Annotated in this window: 14 protein-coding genes; 10 read left to right on the forward strand and 4 right to left on the reverse strand. The window is 35.2% G+C overall.

The genetic code is table 11. The features are described 5' to 3' along the window. Nucleotides 1-182: 182 nt before the first annotated feature. The 4 genes from truC to plsY all read right to left on the reverse strand — a co-directional run bounded on the left by truC (nucleotide 183) and on the right by plsY (nucleotide 3,251). Complete coding sequence (truC, locus tag A9G28_RS07855) at nucleotides 183-890, reverse strand: tRNA pseudouridine(65) synthase TruC (protein ID WP_065566829.1); 708 nt, start codon at nucleotides 888-890, stop codon at nucleotides 183-185. 24 nt (nucleotides 891-914) lie between these two features. Next, nucleotides 915-1,733: a pyridoxal phosphatase gene (locus A9G28_RS07860; protein ID WP_065580303.1), complete on the reverse strand. Its 819-nt coding sequence runs from the start codon at nucleotides 1,731-1,733 to the stop codon at nucleotides 915-917. A 122-nt stretch (nucleotides 1,734-1,855) separates the two neighbouring features. Continuing rightward, nucleotides 1,856-2,461: a recombination mediator RecR gene (recR, locus tag A9G28_RS07865; RefSeq protein WP_065566831.1), complete on the reverse strand. Its 606-nt coding sequence runs from the start codon at nucleotides 2,459-2,461 to the stop codon at nucleotides 1,856-1,858. A 205-nt stretch (nucleotides 2,462-2,666) separates the two neighbouring features. Continuing rightward, complete coding sequence (plsY, locus tag A9G28_RS07870; RefSeq protein WP_065580304.1) at nucleotides 2,667-3,251, reverse strand: glycerol-3-phosphate 1-O-acyltransferase PlsY; 585 nt, start codon at nucleotides 3,249-3,251, stop codon at nucleotides 2,667-2,669. Between the two features lie 558 nt (nucleotides 3,252-3,809). On the opposite strand from plsY, the gene A9G28_RS07875 reads away from it, so the two are divergent. The 10 genes from A9G28_RS07875 to A9G28_RS07920 all read left to right on the forward strand — a co-directional run bounded on the left by A9G28_RS07875 (nucleotide 3,810) and on the right by A9G28_RS07920 (nucleotide 19,368). Continuing rightward, nucleotides 3,810-4,328, forward strand: coding sequence for a DUF2867 domain-containing protein (locus tag A9G28_RS07875; RefSeq protein WP_141674715.1), 519 nt, complete (start codon nucleotides 3,810-3,812; stop codon nucleotides 4,326-4,328). 232 nt (nucleotides 4,329-4,560) lie between these two features. Continuing rightward, entirely contained in the window at nucleotides 4,561-5,550 is a 990-nt protein-coding gene (locus tag A9G28_RS07880; protein WP_065566833.1) for an HlyD family secretion protein, read from the forward strand. A 13-nt stretch (nucleotides 5,551-5,563) separates the two neighbouring features. Next, the gene (rbbA, locus tag A9G28_RS07885) at nucleotides 5,564-8,362 is read left to right on the forward strand and encodes a ribosome-associated ATPase/putative transporter RbbA (protein WP_065580305.1); all 2,799 of its coding nucleotides are present in this window, start codon (nucleotides 5,564-5,566) and stop codon (nucleotides 8,360-8,362) included. A gap of 5 nt (nucleotides 8,363-8,367) precedes the next feature. After that, nucleotides 8,368-9,498, forward strand: coding sequence for an ABC transporter permease (locus A9G28_RS07890; RefSeq protein WP_065566834.1), 1,131 nt, complete (start codon nucleotides 8,368-8,370; stop codon nucleotides 9,496-9,498). A 236-nt stretch (nucleotides 9,499-9,734) separates the two neighbouring features. Then, nucleotides 9,735-12,278 carry a type VI secretion system Vgr family protein gene (locus A9G28_RS07895; RefSeq protein WP_081301540.1) on the forward strand — a complete coding sequence of 848 codons (2,544 nt, stop codon included), beginning with the start codon at nucleotides 9,735-9,737 and terminating at the stop codon, nucleotides 12,276-12,278. A gap of 93 nt (nucleotides 12,279-12,371) precedes the next feature. Then, the gene (locus A9G28_RS07900; RefSeq protein ID WP_065580306.1) at nucleotides 12,372-13,517 is read left to right on the forward strand and encodes a hypothetical protein; all 1,146 of its coding nucleotides are present in this window, start codon (nucleotides 12,372-12,374) and stop codon (nucleotides 13,515-13,517) included. A 25-nt stretch (nucleotides 13,518-13,542) separates the two neighbouring features. Further along, entirely contained in the window at nucleotides 13,543-15,315 is a 1,773-nt protein-coding gene (locus A9G28_RS07905) for an esterase/lipase family protein (RefSeq protein WP_065580307.1), read from the forward strand. 76 nt (nucleotides 15,316-15,391) lie between these two features. Further along, the gene (locus tag A9G28_RS07910; protein ID WP_065580308.1) at nucleotides 15,392-16,444 is read left to right on the forward strand and encodes a T6SS immunity protein Tli4 family protein; all 1,053 of its coding nucleotides are present in this window, start codon (nucleotides 15,392-15,394) and stop codon (nucleotides 16,442-16,444) included. After that, nucleotides 16,434-17,588, forward strand: coding sequence for a T6SS immunity protein Tli4 family protein (locus tag A9G28_RS07915; protein WP_065580309.1), 1,155 nt, complete (start codon nucleotides 16,434-16,436; stop codon nucleotides 17,586-17,588). Before A9G28_RS07910 ends, A9G28_RS07915 begins: the two co-directional genes overlap by 11 nt. Before the next feature lie 796 nt (nucleotides 17,589-18,384). Next, a complete protein-coding gene (locus A9G28_RS07920; protein WP_065580310.1) occupies nucleotides 18,385-19,368 on the forward strand; it encodes an AEC family transporter in 984 nt (327 codons plus the stop codon). The last annotated feature ends 93 nt before the right edge of the window (nucleotides 19,369-19,461 follow it).

Genomic DNA, 19,461 nt, shown 5'->3' on the forward strand with positions numbered 1-19,461 from the left:
CTAAAAAATTTAATAATTGTTTTCATTTTCATTCCTATTATAGATTTATTTAAATTTATAAGTGCTTTCCTAGATAAAATAAAAATGTAGATAAATTAAAAAATGGCATCTAAGGAAAGTGACAAAAATGATACTATGTAATTACCTAAAAAAAAAGCAATTTCATTAAAGCACAAAAATGGTTATTTGAAATTTAATAAGATATTTTGCCAATTAGGATCGAGCGTAGCTTTTAATATTACTTGCTTTTGTTCAATAGGGTGTGTGATTTTCAGTGTATGGGCATGAAGCATTAATCGTTTAATACCGAAATAATCAGCAAATGCTCGGTTTTGATGAAGGTCGCCGTGTTTACTGTCCCCTAAAATAGGGTGAAAAATATGTTTCATATGGCGTCTTAATTGATGTTTACGACCTGTTTGTGGTTTTAATTCGACAAAACTGTATCTTACGCTATCAAATTTCCTCACTTTAATGGGTATTTCAATTTTGCTAATACCTCGGTAAAAAGTCACTGCATTTTGTGCTGGCTTGTTTTTATCAGAAAATTTATCGGCGATTTTATCTAATTCCTCAACTAAAGGATAATCGATTATAGCTTCACCTTCCACGTAACCTCGCACAATGGCATAATAAGTTTTTTCAATTTGCTTCGTTGCAAATTGTTCAGACATTATTCGTGCTATATCGCTAGAGAGCGCAAATAATAGTACTCCTGATGTTGGTCGATCAAGCCGATGAACGGGAAACACATGTTGACCTATCTGATCTCGCAAAGTTTGCATAACAACAACCGTTTCATGTTTATCTAGCCAACTGCGATGTACAAGCCAACCAGATGGCTTGTTAATAGCGATTAGATTGTCATCTTGGTAAATAATTTCAAACATATTTTATTATTACTAACTAATCAATTATAAAAAGAGTTTTTCTAGTTCTATTGCGATGCTTGGGCTATTATTATCGCCAATGGCATAACTTGCTTTAGCTTTCACTTCATCATCAGCATTCCCCATTGCAATTCCTAATCCAGCAACAGATAACATACTGATGTCATTATAACTATCGCCAAAAGCAATTATTTCACTTAGATCAATATTTTCGTGTTCTGCCCAATGCGTTAAACCATTACCCTTGGTATTGCCTTTCACTGCAACATCCGCTCTATTTGACCAAGACCATTCACATGAAAACATATCTAATGCCTCTACTGCATTTGAAAACTGTTGCAATGCAGATATATTATGGCTACTTGTGGCAAATTTGAAAATTGAGGCAGATTCATCTATCAGTTTTTCAAAGCTATTCACTTTTTTGATTTCTGGTTGTAAAAAGGTGGGTAGTGTATTAACCCACTTAAAAAAACTTTCAAGATGATCATCAAGAACTTCATAAGTCATCGATTGATCAGTATAAATTAAAGTATGTATCTTATACTGATTAACTAACTCCAATAATGTTTTTGCTTGATCTTTTGTCATTGGTTTTCCCGCAAACAATTGCTCATTTTCAAAATTGTAAAGATAAGAGCCATTACAGCAAATTGCTGGCGTCGATAAGTTAAGTTGGTAATAATAAGGATAAATTACAGAATGATGGCGCCCTGAAACTAAAATCACTTTTACACCTTGATCGCTTATTTTTTTGATCATATTGGCTGTTTCTGGCAGAACTAAACGATTACTGGTAAGTAATGTACCATCCATATCAAAGGCAACGGCTTTATATTTCATATTTATCCTCTTTGCATAATTATTATGGTCTAGCTAACCATCGCATAACTAACTATCATATAACTAACTAATCACATAACTAATATGCTATATGATAAACTAGGCCACGAGATCAAGTCACACTAAAACTCTATTTTTTGACGACCAATAAATGAATGAGAAAGTGTTGTACCATCAACCATTTCGAGTTCACCACCAACTGGTACACCATGAGCAATTCGAGTTGCTGTTACATTAAACTCTGCGCACATTTGTGCAATGTAATTAGCTGTCACATCGCCTTCAACGGTTGGATTAGTGGCTAAAATGACTTCATTAATTGGTTCTGATGCTAGTTTGATTTTTAATAAATCAAGGCCAATGTCGTTAGGGCCGATACCATCTAATGGTGATAAGTGGCCTAATAATACAAAATAACGACCACTATACTGCCCAGTTTGTTCAATGGCAACGATATCAACTGGTGTTTCGACCACACAAAGCTGTCCGCTACTTTGACGGCGAGCATTTTTACAAATAGAACAAATATTTTGCTCGGTGAATGTTCGACACTCTTTACAATGGCCTATATTTATCATTGCCTCATGCAATTCATGAGCCAATTTAATACCGCCTTGTCGATTTCGTTGTAATAAATGAAAGGCCATTCGTTGTGCTGATTTTGGACCAACACCAGGTAAACAACGCAGTGCTTCCATAAGAGATTCTAGTAATGGACTTATTTGCATGAATTAATCTATTTCTCGCAGATTTAAATTGTTAGGTTAATAATACCTTATTTTCAATAATCTATTAAATAAGAATTATTTTAAAGGTGTATTTAATGTTGGTGAAAATTGAAAAATTGTAGGCAAATTCGTAGGTACAATAGTACTTAGCTGACAACAATTTACATAATAAATTGTTAAATCTATACTTATTTATTGATAGATTTTAGTCATTTTTTATTTTTGCACGATGATAACTTTTTAATTCATCACCTTTTAAAAGGCGTGCAATATTACTATTATGGCGAATAATAATCAAACATGAAAGCATAGAAACGGGTAAAGTAAGCTCAGGTCTAAATAGCCAAACATAAAAAGGTGCCATAAGAAAGCCAACAATCGCAGCCACGGATGAATAGCCAGTAATCAATAGCGCTAGTAACCAAGTCAGAATAAAACAACCTGTAAAATCAAAACCTATTGGAATCATCATACCTAAGGCAGTTGCAACGCCTTTGCCACCACGAAAATGAAAAAAACAGGGAAAGATATGTCCTAAACAAGCAAAAATACCAATAATCCCTAAAAAGAAAGGTGTCACTCCAAGCCGATAAGCTATATAAACGGGAATGGCACCTTTCAACATATCAAAAATTAAAACAAAAATAGCGGGTAATTTGCCATTTAATCGTAAAATATTGGTTGCACCGGGGTTATGTGAGCCATGTTCAGAAGGATCAGGCAAATGCATGATTCGGCTGATAATCATGGCACCAGAAAGTGATCCCCCAAGATAGGCAATGATAATCATCAATATAATTTGTAATATCAAAATACAACTCCTTTACTTCTTATAATAATCTTTATTTAATTTAGCATTTAAGTTGTTTGATAACCTAAATGGGAAAGTTAGAAATGAAGCAAACAGAACAATAATCATAAGTAGCTACTTTCTTGATGAGCTGTTGGTTAGAATAACCTAATTTTTCATTAGTAACTTTTTCATTAGTAACATTGCTCATTATTGGGGGGGAAAACTAAATTTGTTATAAAGTGTTAAAAAAGAAGGCAGAAACATAAAATCCCCCTTTAAATAGTAGTTTGAAGTTATCTATTTTTAATACTGTAAGCATAACATTTACATTCGTGTTTGCATATAAATTACCATGGTTTTTCAATTGACCATTTAATCTATTGAGATATTAATTATAAGTAACGCTATTTCTAATTAAAGTCATATGTATAATGACTAAGAAACGATTGTTGTATTCTTAACTAAGGTAGCTTGTTTTCTATTGATTTACGAATTTATTGTTGGTATTTTGTGCGATTATAACCTGCTATTTTGTTAACTAAAAATATTAATCATATGAGCAGAAAACAAGAAAATATTAAAAAAACACGCCAGATATTGCCGAGTAATGCTACTTTAATTGCAAATGAAATAGATTACTTAGATTACCAGAAAAAAGCGATTTCTAAAAATCTGACCGCATATCAAGCCTATGAAATAATGACATCTCACCAACCTAAATGGTTAGAAATACTCTTTAGAATAAGGGATTGTTTAGTGAAAGCAGTTGGTATTAAGCCTATTAACGGTTTTAGCCGTTCTCGAAAAGAGAATCATGATTCAAATTTAAACAATATAGTTCATTTTTTTACTATTACAGAGGAAACCGACAATAAACTTACATTAGTTGTAAAAGATTCCCATTTGGATGTTTGTGTCTGCATTATTGTTATAGATGAGCACGATAATTCAAATAAAAATACATTATATTTAATTGCCTCAGTTAAAAATCATAATATTTGGGGTAAATTATATATGTTGCCAGTTTCTATTTTACATCCTTATATTGTTAAAAGATTATATTCGAAATATTAAATAATGATAGATATATCTACACCGCTACATATATAACAATATTATTGTTATTTAAGAAAATATTAAAGTATTTCACATGCTATAAGTTTTTAGCTTTTATTGCGTTTGTTTTATGAACAGATTTTATTTGTTATAAACATTTGCTATTATTTAACCAATACAAGTAAATGCCCTATAACGATTTGTTACTTCGTTTAGATTTGTTATAAACCGTGTTAAAAAGGTGTTATTCATGAAACAAATAAGCAGAAAATGGGTTATTATTGCTGTTGTGGTTGTTGCTATCGTTTTCATTTTATGGCAGCAGTTAAAAACTGATGGATATGGCTCGAATTTTATTAGTGGTAATGGGCGTATTGAAGCAACGGAAATCAATATTTCAACTAAACTAGCGGGTAGAATCGAAAAAATTAACGTTGATGAAGGCGATTTTGTCAAGGTAGGACAACCACTAGTGGTTATGCAAACTGATACCTTACAAGCACAATTAAATGAAGCCCAAGCTCAACATCGACAAGCTATGAGTGATAAAGTTGTTGCTTTAGCGGCTGTTACTCAAAAAGAGAGTGATTTGGATATTGCTAATAAACATTTACAACGTACTCAAGAACTTTATCAAAAAGGGGCGATTTCGGTTCAGCAATTTGATGATGATACCGCTAAAGTCAATAGTGCAAAGGCGGTGTTAGATTCAGCTAAATCACAAGTTACCACTGCCGATGCGGCGATTGAAGTTGCGCAGGCAAATATCAATGAAATTCAAGCGAATATTAATGACAGCACCTTAATTGCTCCTGTTGATGGACGTATTCAATATCGTATTGCGCAACTGGGGGAAGTTTTACCTTCAGGTGGTAAGGTATTGAATCTTGTTAATCTGTCCGACGTTTATTTAACATTCTTTTTGCCAGAAACAGTCGCTGGTAAAGTTGGTATTGGTGACGAAGTAAGACTGGTTCTTGATGCTTTACCCGATAAAGCGATTTCAGCCAAAATATCATTTGTATCAAGTGTTGCTCAATTTACGCCAAAAACAGTTGAAACAAAAGATGAACGTCAAAAATTGATGTTTAGAGTTAAAGCACAATTAGATCCTCAATTATTAAAATGCTTTATTTCTCAAGTTAAAACGGGATTACCAGGCATTGCTTGGGTTAGGTTAGATACGAATACACCATGGCCAGCCGGCTTATCTGATGTTGCAAAATGTCCAACAAAATAATTGGAGACAGCATATGTCAGATTCAGACAATAAGGATTTAGCTTTACTTAACGAAACTAAATCCCTTGATGATGCAGTAGTAAAAGTAAGTAATGTAACGCTACACTACAAAAAAAACTGTGCGCTTGATAATATTAATCTTTTGATTCCACCGCGTTGTATGGTTGGATTTATTGGCCCTGATGGTGTGGGTAAATCGAGTTTATTATCGCTCATTGCTGGTGCTCATGTTATTCAAGACGGTTCTGTTTATGTATTAGATGGTGATATGAAGGATAAATCACACCGTAAAAATGTGTGTACCCGAATTGCCTATATGCCACAAGGGTTAGGTAAAAATCTGTATCCTACATTATCAGTAGAAGAAAATTTACAATTTTTTGCTCGTTTATTTGGGAATGATGCCGCAGAGCGCAGGCGCCGTATTGATGAGTTAACCCATAGTACTGGATTATATCCTTTTTTATCAAGACCCGCAGGGCGCTTATCTGGCGGTATGAAGCAAAAAGTGAGCTTATGTTCTGCATTAATTCATGATCCTGATTTATTAATTTTGGATGAGCCTACAACAGGGGTTGATCCGCTTTCTCGAGCTCAATTTTGGCAATTGATTAATAAAATTCGTAAACAAAGGCCACAAATGAGCGTGATTGTGGCAACCGCCTATATGGATGAAGCGCAAAACTTTGATTGGTTGGTGGCAATGTATGGTGGAAAGATTCTGGAAACAGGCACACCAAAATCATTATTATCTCAAACAAATAAAGATAATTTAGATGATGCCTTTATTCAGTTAATGCCTGAAAGTGCCAAACAAGCTTATCAAGCTGTTGAAATTCCTCCTTTAGATGTTAATCAAGATTTACAAATAGCAATAGAAGCCAAAAATTTAACTAAACAATTTGGCAACTTTATTGCCGTTGATCATGTTAATTTTTCAATTAAACAAGGTGAGATATTTGGTTTTTTAGGCTCAAATGGTTGTGGTAAATCGACAACCATGAAAATGCTAACGGGATTATTGCCGATCTCATCAGGAGAGGCTTGGCTATTTGGCAAACCAATTGATGCCAGTGATATTAACGTTAGACGGCATTTAGGTTACATGTCTCAAGCTTTTTCTTTATATAATGAGTTAACCGTTGAACAAAATTTGGTATTACATGCGCGCTTGTTTGGTCTTGAGGAAAGTAAAATCCCCACTCGAGTTGAAGAACTGCTTAAACGTTTTGGCTTAGAACAAGAGTCACAAAATCTACCCGATAGCTTACCTTTAGGGGTAAAGCAACGACTCTCATTATCAGTTGCTGTTGTACATAATCCACAGATCCTTATTCTTGATGAGCCTACATCAGGCGTTGATCCCATTGCCCGTGATGATTTTTGGCGTTTAATTATCGAGCTTTCTAGAAAAGATAAAGTCACCGTGTTTATCACAACTCACTTTATGAACGAAGCAGCTAGATGCGATAGAATTTCTTTAATGCATGCGGGTAAAGTGTTAGCGAGTGATACACCAGATAATATAATTAGCGCAAAAAAGGCTAACACATTAGAAGAAGCCTTTATTCGTTATCTTGTTGATGCTGGAGCTGATAATAGTCATAGTGAAGAACAATTGGTTGAAACGCCGAAAACAACAACTAATCATGCTACTGAAATATCAGCAAAGCAATCTTTCCAAGGATTTAGCACCAGACGTATGATAGGGTGTATATGGCGTGAAACACTAGAATTATCTCGAGATCCTTTGCGTGCTTTATTAGCTTTATTAGGTTCAGCCATTTTAATGTTGGTTATGGGATATGGCATTACCATGGATGTTGAAGACTTACGTTTTGCTGTACTTGATCGGGATCAAAGTATAATCAGTAAAAACTATACTCTTAATTTATCGGGCTCTAAACGATATTTTATTGAAAGGGAACCAATTACTGACTATAACAACATGGATGCACGATTACGCAGTAATGATATTGCTCTAGCGATTGAAATCCCACCGAATTTTGGACGAGATATACAACGAGGTGATCCTGTTGATATTGCAATTTGGATTGATGGTGCAATGCCTTTGCGCGCTGAAACCATTAAAGGCTACGTTCAAGGTATGCATCTTGCGTGGTTAAGCGAAAAAGTCAAAGAGACAACAGGGCAAGTCTCAACTAGCCTTGCAAATATAGAAGCAAGGTACCGTTATAATCCAGATGTTAAAAGTTTACCAGCAATGGTACCAGCGGTAATACCTATTTTATTATTAATGATCCCATCGATGTTAGCGGCTTTATCTGTTGTACGTGAAAAAGAGATGGGATCGATTATCAATTTATATGTGACACCAGTAACTAAAGCTGAATTTTTATTGGGAAAACAAGTACCTTATATCATTATTTCAATGTTCAGTTTTTTATTACTACTCGTTATGGCAGTCACTATTTTTGGTGTTCCCATAAAAGGAAGCCTGTTTACTTTGTGCCTAGCAGCATTTGCTTATTGTATTATTGCAACAGGATTAGGTTTATTGGCTTCAACTGTCACCCGTAGCCAAATTGCCGTTATCTTCCTAACTTGCGTGGGAACCATGTTACCGGCAATTCAATTTTCAGGATTACTTAATCCTATCACCTCATTAGAAGGGGGTGGACGCTATATAGGTGAAGTTTACCCAACAACGCATATGCTAATTATTGCTCGTGGTGTGTTTAATAAAGCACTTAGTTTTATAGAGTTGCATAATTCAATATTGGTTTTATTGCTCACAATACCTATTGTGCTTGGCACAAGTATTTTTCTTCTCAAAAAGCAAGAAGGGTAGATATTATGCAAAGTTTAACTAATATTTATCGTTTAGGGATTAAAGAATTATGGGGATTATTGCGTGATCCGATCATGCTATTATTGATTGCCTATTGCTTTACTTTTGATATTTATATTGCTGCAACCGCAACCTCTGATTCCCTAAATCATGCTTCTATAGCAGTGGTTGACGAAGATGATTCGCCTTTATCGAGACAAATAATTGCCGCGTTTTATCCGCCAATGTTTAATCATCCTGTTAAATTAAATTCAATGAATGAAGTCGATCATGGCATGGATACCGATAACTTTACATTTGCTTTAAATATCCCCCCTAATTTTCAGCGCGATGTGCTCAATAACCAAAGTCCAAACATTCAGCTAAATATTGATGCAACACGAATGGGACAAGCTTTTGTTGGTAATGGCTACATCACACAAATTATCACAGGTGAAGTAACCGAATATGTAAATCGTTATAGTCAAGCAACTAATTTACCCGTTAATATACAAGTGCGCACCGTTTTTAACCCTAATTTAACACGATCTTGGTTTGGTTCAGTTATGGAAATTATTAACATAGTGACCACTTTATCCATTATTTTAACAGGTGCCGCCTTAATGAAAGAGCGCGAGCATGGAACCATTGATCATCTCCTTGCCATGCCAGTGACTCCATTTGAAATTATGATATCAAAAGTATGGTCGATGGGGCTTGTGGTATTAATATCAACGTGGATAGCCTTATTACTTGTGGTGCATAGCTGGTTAAATGTGCCAATTGCAGGTTCGGTAACCTTATTTTTAATCGGGGCAGCGCTACACTTATTTGTGACAACATCACTAGGTATTTTCATGGCAACGGTTGCAAAATCAACAGCGCAATTTGCAATGTTACTTATTTTAATTCTGTTACCACTGCAAATGCTGTCTGGTGGTAGTACCCCGCGTGAAAGTATGCCCGAAATTGTACAAAATATTATGCTATTTGCTCCAACTACACACTTTGTTGAATTAGGGCAGGCTATTTTGTATCGCGGAGCGGGGTTAAGTGTTGTTTGGACGTCTTATGCGTGGTTATTAGCAATTGGTACAGTATTTTTTTTAATTGCGTTAAAACGTTTTCGTAACTCGATTGTGAATATGGGCTCATAACTAAATTTATAAAAAGTTTAAAATAGCCTATTTAAAATATTTTATTTATGTGTACAATTTTAACATATGAATACTTGATAACCATTTTCAGTTAATCGCTAAATTTTGCTAAATATAAAAAATTAGCTGATTAAAAACTCGAATAATAAGTAATTATTTTATATATAAATTCTAAATTAATTGTATGAATATAAAGGAATTTACAAAATGTTATAAAATTAAACGAGGAAATAAAAATGGATGTGAAGAAGATGCTTACAACAAACCTTTCTTCTATGAAAGGGGATACTGCGCTTAATCATTATTCGTTATCAATTGACGCTTTAGGTGCATCATTAGACATTTCCGTATTATCAGTTGAAGGTTTAGAGGCATTAAATCAACCGTGGAAATACATTGTTAGTTTTAACAGTGCTAGTTTTAACAGTTCAAGCAAACCGCTTTCAATTGATTCTATGCTAAGCCAATCGGCATCATTGACATTTCACCCACAAAATTTATCACCATTACTAAGTAAAATAAGTAAACTAGGTTTACTTGACCCGCTTGAGAAAACCAGAACACTTTATGGGGTCATTACCGAATTCAATTTGGTATCAATGAACAAAGAGCAAGCTTGTTACCGAATTGTGCTTGAACCTAGAATGGCATTACTTGAAAATAATCGACAATGTGCAATTTTTCAAAACAAGAGTGTTATAGACGTTGTCGAAGAAGTACTGCGTGCTAACGGTTTTATCGGTATTGATTTTAGCTTTAAGTTAAAAGATATTTACCCAGCTAGGGAATTTATTGTCCAGTGGCAAGAGTCTGATCTCTCATTTATAAAAAGGTTACTTGCCGATATAGGTGTTTATTTTTACTTTGACACCCATCCCAAATACAATTGTGAAACCATAATCATTAGTGATTACGAGCAAGGTTTTCAAGATATTGGCTCGCTTGTTATTAAAGAGCCTAGCGGATTAAATGATAGTTACCAGCATAGTGTTTGGCATTTACAATTTAGTAGTAAAACTAAACCAAATCAAGTCAGTGTTAACGACTATAACTACCGAACCGCTAATGATAGCCTCCATACCGATGCCAATAGCCAGCCAAAAGACCTAACAACTCGTGGTGAATATTATCGATACGAAGAGCATCATAAAAAACTAGGCGATAAGCAAATCATAGAAAGTGGCAATTGGTATGCCAATATTCGTCACCAATACTATATTTCCGAGCAGCTAATTATTTCTGGAAAATGTAATGATTACCAACTAACGCCAGGACAGCGCCTTATTATTAAAGATTGTCCTATTCAAGAAATCAATGAAGGCATTATTATCATATCAACGCATTGCTCAGGCGATCGCACCAAACATTACCAAATGGATTTTACCGCAATTCCTTACAATGCACTTAAACCTTATCGTCCAGCGCCTTTACCTTGGCCACAAGTGAGCGGCACATTACCCGCTAGAGTGACGAGTCCAGATAATGATACTTACGGTTATATTGATACTCAAGGTCGCTATCGTGTTAAGTTTAACTTTGACTTAAAAGAGTGGAAAAAAGGCGAGGAAAGCGTATGGGTAAGGTTGGCCAAGCCCTATTCAGGAGATACCTATGGCTTTCACTTTCCGCTGATTGATGGTACAGAAGTTGCTATTGCTTTCATGAATGGTAACCCTGATAGACCCTATATTGCCCATGCAATGCACGATAGCGCCCACCCAGATCTTGTTTCAACTATTAATAAACACCGTAATGTGATTCGTACGCCAGCAAATAATAAGCTACGCATGGATGATAAGCGGGGGCAAGAGCATATCAAACTTGCCACCGAATATGGTAAAACTCAACTTAACATGGGGCACTTAGTTGATAATGAAAAAAAACAACGTGGTGAAGGTTTTGAATTACGCACTGATGAATGGGGAGCATTACGCGCTGCTAAAGGGCTTTTTATTACAACCGATGCACAATATAAAGCGCAAAATATTCAACTGAATATGCAAGAAGCAAAAGAACAGCTTGATAAAGCGATTAATATGGTCAGTGCATTACAACATGCAGCTAAACAAGCCGAAGCAGAGTTAGCCGACTTAGAAACACAAAAAACATTATTAAACGAATCACTTCAAGAGCTAAATCAAGCGTCTATTTTGATGTCATCAAAAAAAGGCATTGCACAAGTTACACCAGAAAGCATTCAGATTACGGCTGGTGAAAACTTAATGCTATCAAGTCATCAACATACTGATATCAGTGTCTTAAAAAAATTTACTGTGGCTGCGGGCGAAATCATCAGCCTTTTTGCACAAAAGCTAGGGATCAAATTAATTGCGTCTAAAGGCAAAGTCGACATTCAGGCACAGCGTGACGAAATGTCATTAAGTGCGCAAAAAGATCTTAGCATGGTGAGTTATGAAGGTCGCACTATCATTTCGGCAAAAAAAGAGATGATTTTAACTTGTGGTGGGGCTTATATTCGCTTAGCTGATGGTTCGATCGATATTGCCGCACCAGACAACATATTTTGTCGTTGTGCAACATTACAAAAAGTTGGTCCAGATAGTTTAAGCCAAATGTCTAATAAACTGAAAAGCAGTAATTATATATTTAATTCACGGCTACTTTGGCAAGGTAGTAATCAACCAGTAAAAAATCGCAAAGTAAAAATTATTCGTGCAGATAATAGCGAAATTGAAACAGTAACTGATGAAAATGGCAAATTGCCAGAACAGTATAGCCAATTTGCTGAATCGGTCACCATCGTTATTGAGCCAGAATAAAATAACTGGCTAGGCTAATTTTTATTGTTTAACAAATGTTGTTTAACAAAGATTGTTTAACAAAGATGAAGCATATTTAGAAGGATATGACTAATGGGTTGGAATATTCCTAAATTATTAGAGCCAAAACAACAACCAATAAAATACACTTCATATTTGTTGTTCATAAATATAATACCCCTTATATTTATGGGTTTTGCTCTTACTGTATTGTTTTATAATGGTACTAATCAGGCAATATTTTGGTTTTTTTCTGTTATATTGCCACTGATTATTTGGCTTTTAATGCTAGCTATAAAAATAAATAGTAGTTACTTTAACGACATTTATAATGAAGAACTAGCTAAAGTTAATGAAGAATCAACACAACATTGGCAAGCATGGAGCAAAGTACAAATTCCTATTTTTGCTAGCCATGTTATTTGTGCAGAGCCAAATGGCGTCCAAACTTTAATTGGTGATCCTAAACAGATGCCGCTTTATCCTGCTAAAGCACGGCCACTATTTAACTCCACAGCATCAAATAAACCTTTTTGGTTTTTAAATGAAGTTATGCAAAATCTAGAGCAACAATGCCCAAATTATCGTAAATATTTAAGCCATATCTATTTACCTCAATCACTTATGGATGATGAGGATTTAACCGAGGCAATCTTTACACATTGGCGTTTACGTGTTGAGCCTATTATGGATTATAACGTTTGGATTGCAGAATTATATCAACATACTGATGATATCGAATTATCGCTTATTCTAACTTGCCAATATAACGATACCTCTTACCACCATCACAGTAAGTTTATCAGTGCGTTACTAATTGGTGGCACAACATTGATTGACAATCAAAAGTTACAAGCTAAAGCGTGGTTAGGGCGATTAATGGTTGCAGAACAGGATCTATCGGCAGATCTAACACAACTGGTTACTTATACCCAACTACCGGTCACCGATATTAAAGATATTTGGGTATCAGGATTAGATAGAAAAAACCGTACAGCTTTAGCCATTACTATTAATACATGGGGGATTGATAACAATGATAATGATGATGACCAATACAACCAACAACTTATTCACAATATCGATTTAACTTTTGCCAAACCAACTGAATTAACTAAATATTTTGCGTTAGCATTAGCTAGCAATTGCATTGATAGCCATTTTTATGAACAGCTATGTGTTGTGCAATTTGACCATAAAACGATATTGCAGCTAATCACTCACCAAAAATTAGTGTAATAAAATAAAAAGGATATGGATTGAAATGACCGAAAATAGCAACCAGCAACGTTATGCTTTTAATACAATGCCATCTTCAAACAATAATATTACCGACATTCATATTGAAAAAGAGCGCAAGCTTGTTCCGATTATTTTTCTACCGGGGGTAATGGGCAGTAATTTAAAGGATAAGAAAACAAATAAACAAGTTTGGCGTTTAGACAGTGAATTTAGCGCATTACCATGGCTTTTATGGAAAATGGGCGATGCCGAAGCAAGAAAAAAGAAATTAGATCCCAAAAAAACCGAAGTTGATGATCGTGGCGAAGTGGTTGATGCTGCAAGTAATCAGGTTCTTTGGGTTAAGACGTGTGGCATGGCTGAAGGTTCAGACCTAAGCTATGAAAGCTTACAACAACAAATAGATCAAACCATTAAAAATCATCCTGAAAATAGACGGTTTGGTACCCGCCGTGAACGTGGTTGGGGTAGCGTTTCTTACATAAGTTATGGCAATTTTTTAGAAAACTTTCAATTGTTTTTATTTCAAACAAGTGGACAGATTTCAAGCAAACTAAAAAGTTTAACCAAACAACCGTCGTTTACCTTAGCGGCAGGTTCAAAAACCGAATTAATCTTTACCGATGATCAACTAAATATTTGTGAAAATTATGACCTGCCCATTCATGTGATGGGCTATAACTGGTTAGCATCGATTACGGACAGCGCTGCGCGCTTAAAAACCTTAGTGGAACAAACCATACCTGCTTTTTATAAAAAAAAGGGACGAACTGTCGATAAAGTTATTGTAGTTACCCACTCTATGGGGGGCTTGGTTGCTCGCTATTATACGGAAGCATTAGATGGGCAAGATAAAGTTTATGGCGTAATTAATGGCGTACAGCCCTCAACCGGTGCTGTGGCAGCCTATACCCGAATGAAGCGCGGTAACGAAGCAAGCTGGCCTATGGCTGAAGTATTGGGGAAAGATGCCGCCGAAATGACCGCTGTTTTAGGCCAATCCCCCGGCCCTTTGCAATTATTGCCCAGTGTTGATTATGGTATGGGCTGGTTAACCATTACCAATCCGGCAGGTCAATCGAAAACTTACCCCAAATCCGATCCATATAAAGAGATTTATTTAAATAAAGACGATTGGTGGTGTGTTTGTGAACCCCACTTGATTAATCCACGCAACAGTAAAAAAAAATTAGCAAAAATGCAAAAAGATTGGGAAAAATATGAAGATTTAATAAATAGAGATGTTAAAACGTTTCACGAAAAAATAGCCCATAAGTATCACCCCAATACGTATGTGTTTTATGGCCTTGATGATAATGAACAACAGATAAAAAAAGAGTTTTTAACCTATGATGTTGCTCACTGGCAAGGGCAATATATTAAAGGCTATAAATCTCAAGCTAAAAGCGCAGCAAGCAATCATATTGGCGATCAAAATCGGCTTGATTTAAGCGAAATCTTAGAAAGCCGAACCTTGGCTACAAACAATAATAACGGGGAAGAGGTTAAAGAAACTATGGACTACGACACAAAACAAGCTGCCAACTATACCTATTCTATAGGCAATATTGTCGAACGCTATACCCTTAAACCCGCAACAGCTAATGGTGATAGCACCGTGCCCAAATGCTCAGGGGAAATTCCTATTGAAAGCATTAAAGCACGTATGCATATTCCGGTTGATCATGAAGGGGCCTATAAAGAGGCGATCGCACAAGAATTTACTTTGCGCGCCATTGTCGACATTTTACTTGAAGTCAATAAACAAGATGAAACCCAAACAACGGCTGACTAACAAGCATTATGTGTTAATTATTACACTACTGGTTATTTTATTTTTGACTTATCGCTATTTTAGTAAGGATATACGTATGGTTACCCTATCGCCTGAACAGCAACAACAAGTGGATCAACTGCTAAACAATACCGCCACCCGCTGTCTGGGGGTTTACTTAATTGATCTGCCCAAACAATTTAAAGCCCCTCAATCGAATGAGTTTTATTATACTGATGATGATATTACAATCAAAACGGAACAACTCTATTTGCCGCCGTTTAAACAGATGATCGCCCTGCGTGAGCAAGAACTAAAAAACACGCGGCCCATTGATGCAATTGACGGGACTTTTTTAAAAACCATTTACCCCGTGCCTACTCGCAATTCACAAATAATGCAGGGTATTATTTTTGAACGGATGGAAAAAATAACTACCCCCGATTTTGCTAGAATATTAGAAGGTTACCGCTGGCAAGATGATGTTGCTTTAAAAATTGAAATAAAAGCGACTAATGGCTCAGCCAGTCGTTATGATCAAGATAGAAAAGATTACCCAAATAGCTATAGAAATGACGTTCCTGAAAAACTAGCACAGATGTATAAACTGTTTGAACATATTAGTGTGCGAGATGATTATAGCCTCCCCACTGAGCCTGGTTTTTGCTTTATTTATGGTTTTATGCATGGCGGGGTAGAAGAAGATAAGGATATGTACTTTTTATACCAATATGAAGAGAGTGACGATTTTTCTATCAGTTTTGATTTATACGATGATTCAGATGATTTTTCGCTACTTGATGTCCCCGATATCGCGATGTTGCCATCGTCAGATAGTGATGCCCATACTGTCTATAAAGGCACCCGAGAAAGCAATCAATTAGTGATGGAAGAGCGAATAATGAAAGGAATGCTGTTTTCCGATGATAATGAATATTACCCAAGAAAGCGAGAAGGGTATATTTTTACCTTAGGAATTCATCTCTCTGATGCCGATTATAACAAACCGCAATTAATGTTAGAAATGCATTATAAAATACCGCAGGATAACCATATTCCAAGCTACAGTGAAGAGCAACTTATGGTGATTTGGCGCGAAATTACCAACAGTCTGAGAATAAGGGAAGGTTCGTTTGCCGATGAAGAATAAAAGACGATGGGTTTTAATTGGGGTAATAATTATAGCCATGATATCTTTACTGGTGGCTTACCGCTGTGCTCGTTCAGATATTAGGCACCTTACCCTATCGCCCGAACAGCAACAACAAGTGGATCAACTGCTAAACAATACCGCCACCCGCTGTCTGGGGGTTTACTTAATTGATCTGCCCAAACAATTTAAAGCCCCTCAATCGAATGAGTTTTATTATACTTATAATAATAAAATCACGATCAAAACGGAACAACTCTATTTGCCGCCGTTTAAACAGATGATCGCCCTGCGTGAGCAAGAACTAAAAAATACGCGACCCGTTGATGAAATTGACGGAAATTTTTTAAAAACCATTCACCCCGTGCCCACCCGCAATCCACAAATAATGCAGGGTATTATTTTTGAACGAATGGAAAAAATAGCTATCCCTGATGTCGCTAGAATATTAGAAGGTTATCGCTGGCAAGATGATGTCGCTTTAAAAATTGAAATAAAAGCACGCAATGGTTTAGCCAATAGATATGATCAGAAAAGAAAAAAATACCCAAATAGATATCATAATGACGTCCCTGAAAAACTAGCACAGATGTATAAACTGTTTGAACGCATTAGTGTGCGAGATGATTATAGCATCCCCACTGAGCCAGGGTTTTGTTTTATTCATGGTTTTATGTATGGCGGGGTAAAAGAATATAAGGATATGTACTTTTTATACCGATATGAAGGGAGTGACGATTTTTCTATCGATTTTAATTTATATGATTATTCCTATAATTTTTCGCTACTTGATGTCCCCGATATCGCGATGCTACCATCGCCAGATAGTGATGCCCATACTGTCTATAAAGGCACCCGAGAAAGCAATCAATTAGTGATGGAAGAGCGAATAATGAAAGGAATGCTGTTTTCCGATGATAATGAATATTACCCAAGAAAGCGAGAAGGGTATATTTTTACCTTAGGAATTCATCTCTCTAAAAAGGCTAATTATAAAAAACCGAGATTACTGTTAGAAATGCATTATAAAATACCGCATGATAACCATATTCCAAGCTACAGTGAAGAGCAACTTATGGTGATTTGGCGCGAAATTACCAACAGTCTGAGAATAAGGGAAGGTTCGTTTGCCGATGAAGAATAAAAGACGATGGGTTTTAATTGTAAAAATAAGGAGTGTCACTAATTATTGCTGATGCATTAAAAATGATAAGTAAGTAAGATGCTTATATCGTCAAATTAGCGCAAAGTAGCATTACTCATTTTACAATAGCGAATAAATGATTTACATTATGTTAGTCATTAATTGATTTTTTCGAAACAAACTTTACCGTATATTGTTTCTTTATTCATTGTCATTATATAAATATCAACAATAAAGCTTTACAGCAACAATTCTATATAAATAAATTAAATCAAATTATTAACTATGATAGGTGTGTTTTTTTATAACGAATAACGCATTATAAAAAACAGCATTTAGGTAATTTTTAGCGCAATATTAATTTTTACTATACTTTAACACTCATTTTTTATTTTTGCTTATTCCTTGTTTTTTAATGAAATAATATAAATTATTCATCAATATAAGACCTATTTGTAATGGTTTTATGGGTTTTTAGGACAGCTAGCTGAAAGGGGGGTTTACACAAGTTCGAGAAGAGTAAGTATAATGATCTGTAAGTTTATATATTTTACATTTAAATATAATTAAAGGTTGTCATATTAATCGTGTTTTTAAGCAATTATACACGGTGTGAAATAACATATTAATAATATCCAGTTTCAAGAAAAAAATGCCGTTTTATAGGTAATAAAAAATATTTGATTTTGTTACCCAGTTATTTTGCTTCGGTTTATAAATATAATATCTAATCTGAAGTTACCGGCCAATTACCGAATTTGTATTTTAAGTAATATTATTTTAGGAGTTTTAAAAAATGAATCTAATCTGGTCTGCAGTTGGGCAAGTTGTAAGTTCGTGTCTTCCAGTTTTTTTATTAATTTTTCTTGGTTGGTTATGTGTACAACAAGGGATCTTCACAAAAGATGCTAAAAAATTATTATCAGGACTTGTCTCAAACTTTGTCTTCCCAGCGTTACTTTTTGTGCATACTTCGCATGCTAAACCTTCGCAAATATTTAATGGTATTTGGATGTTTGCGTTTTTCTGTACTATGTCATTTTTATGGATAATTTGTTTTTTAACCAATAAGTACATATTACATAAAGATTTAAAGTCAACGGCTATGAATACTATGTTGTGCTGCTTTCCGAACATGGGGGGAATGGGGGTACCTTTCTTAACGTTGATGTTAGGTGCGGCTTCTACTATTTCAGTTGCGATTGCTAATTTTGTTGTGGCGTTATCATTGATTCCAATGACAATATTTCTGTTAGAGCTATGTGATACCAAAATGTCTGGTGGTAAGGTAACTGGTGATATGATATTTAGTGCAGTCAAAAACTCACTGATGAAGCCAATGTTTTTAGCAGTTATTTTAGGGTTAATTGTGAGTGTTACCGATGGCACAAAATGGTTACCTCATTTTGTGTTTAATACCTTTGATATTATGTCTAATGCTTGTAACTTTATTTCGCTTATTGCAGTTGGTGTTGGTATTCATGGTGTTAAATTAACATTATCTAAACCATTAATGATCAATGTGATATTGAAAAGTTTTATTACACCTGTGGTGGCGCTTATTTCTGTGTATTTATTTGGTATTACCGGTATGGAAGCTGAAGAACTGGTCTTTTTATTAGCAATGCCAACGGCATCAACGGCTGTTATTTTGGCTTATAATTGGAATGTCGAGCAAGAACAAGCGTCAAGTATTTTCTTTGTATCAACAGTTTTATCTATTTTTATTTTACCAACGTTATTACTCATTATGGATTTCACCATTCCTGGCGTTGCTTAATAAATGCCGAATATAATGCTCTCATTGCTTTTAACAGGGTGAGAGCATTAGCAATAAAAATCCCATTCTAAATTAGATATTCAAAAAGTAACT

It is taken from the genome of Gilliamella sp. Fer1-1 (assembly GCF_001690825.1).
Lineage (GTDB): Bacteria > Pseudomonadota > Gammaproteobacteria > Enterobacterales > Orbaceae > Gilliamella > Gilliamella apicola_C.

Coding starts and splice junctions, on each gene's coding strand:
- truC (WP_065566829.1), bottom strand. CDS start 890: ATGTTTGAAATTATTTACCAAGATGACAATCTAATCGCTATTAACAAG.
- A9G28_RS07860 (WP_065580303.1), bottom strand. CDS start 1,733: ATGAAATATAAAGCCGTTGCCTTTGATATGGATGGTACATTACTTACC.
- recR (WP_065566831.1), bottom strand. CDS start 2,461: ATGCAAATAAGTCCATTACTAGAATCTCTTATGGAAGCACTGCGTTGT.
- plsY (WP_065580304.1), bottom strand. CDS start 3,251: ATGATTATCATTGCCTATCTTGGGGGATCACTTTCTGGTGCCATGATT.
- A9G28_RS07875 (WP_141674715.1), top strand. CDS start 3,810: ATGAGCAGAAAACAAGAAAATATTAAAAAAACACGCCAGATATTGCCG.
- A9G28_RS07880 (WP_065566833.1), top strand. CDS start 4,561: ATGAAACAAATAAGCAGAAAATGGGTTATTATTGCTGTTGTGGTTGTT.
- rbbA (WP_065580305.1), top strand. CDS start 5,564: ATGTCAGATTCAGACAATAAGGATTTAGCTTTACTTAACGAAACTAAA.
- A9G28_RS07890 (WP_065566834.1), top strand. CDS start 8,368: ATGCAAAGTTTAACTAATATTTATCGTTTAGGGATTAAAGAATTATGG.
- A9G28_RS07895 (WP_081301540.1), top strand. CDS start 9,735: ATGGATGTGAAGAAGATGCTTACAACAAACCTTTCTTCTATGAAAGGG.
- A9G28_RS07900 (WP_065580306.1), top strand. CDS start 12,372: ATGGGTTGGAATATTCCTAAATTATTAGAGCCAAAACAACAACCAATA.
- A9G28_RS07905 (WP_065580307.1), top strand. CDS start 13,543: ATGACCGAAAATAGCAACCAGCAACGTTATGCTTTTAATACAATGCCA.
- A9G28_RS07910 (WP_065580308.1), top strand. CDS start 15,392: ATGGTTACCCTATCGCCTGAACAGCAACAACAAGTGGATCAACTGCTA.
- A9G28_RS07915 (WP_065580309.1), top strand. CDS start 16,434: ATGAAGAATAAAAGACGATGGGTTTTAATTGGGGTAATAATTATAGCC.
- A9G28_RS07920 (WP_065580310.1), top strand. CDS start 18,385: ATGAATCTAATCTGGTCTGCAGTTGGGCAAGTTGTAAGTTCGTGTCTT.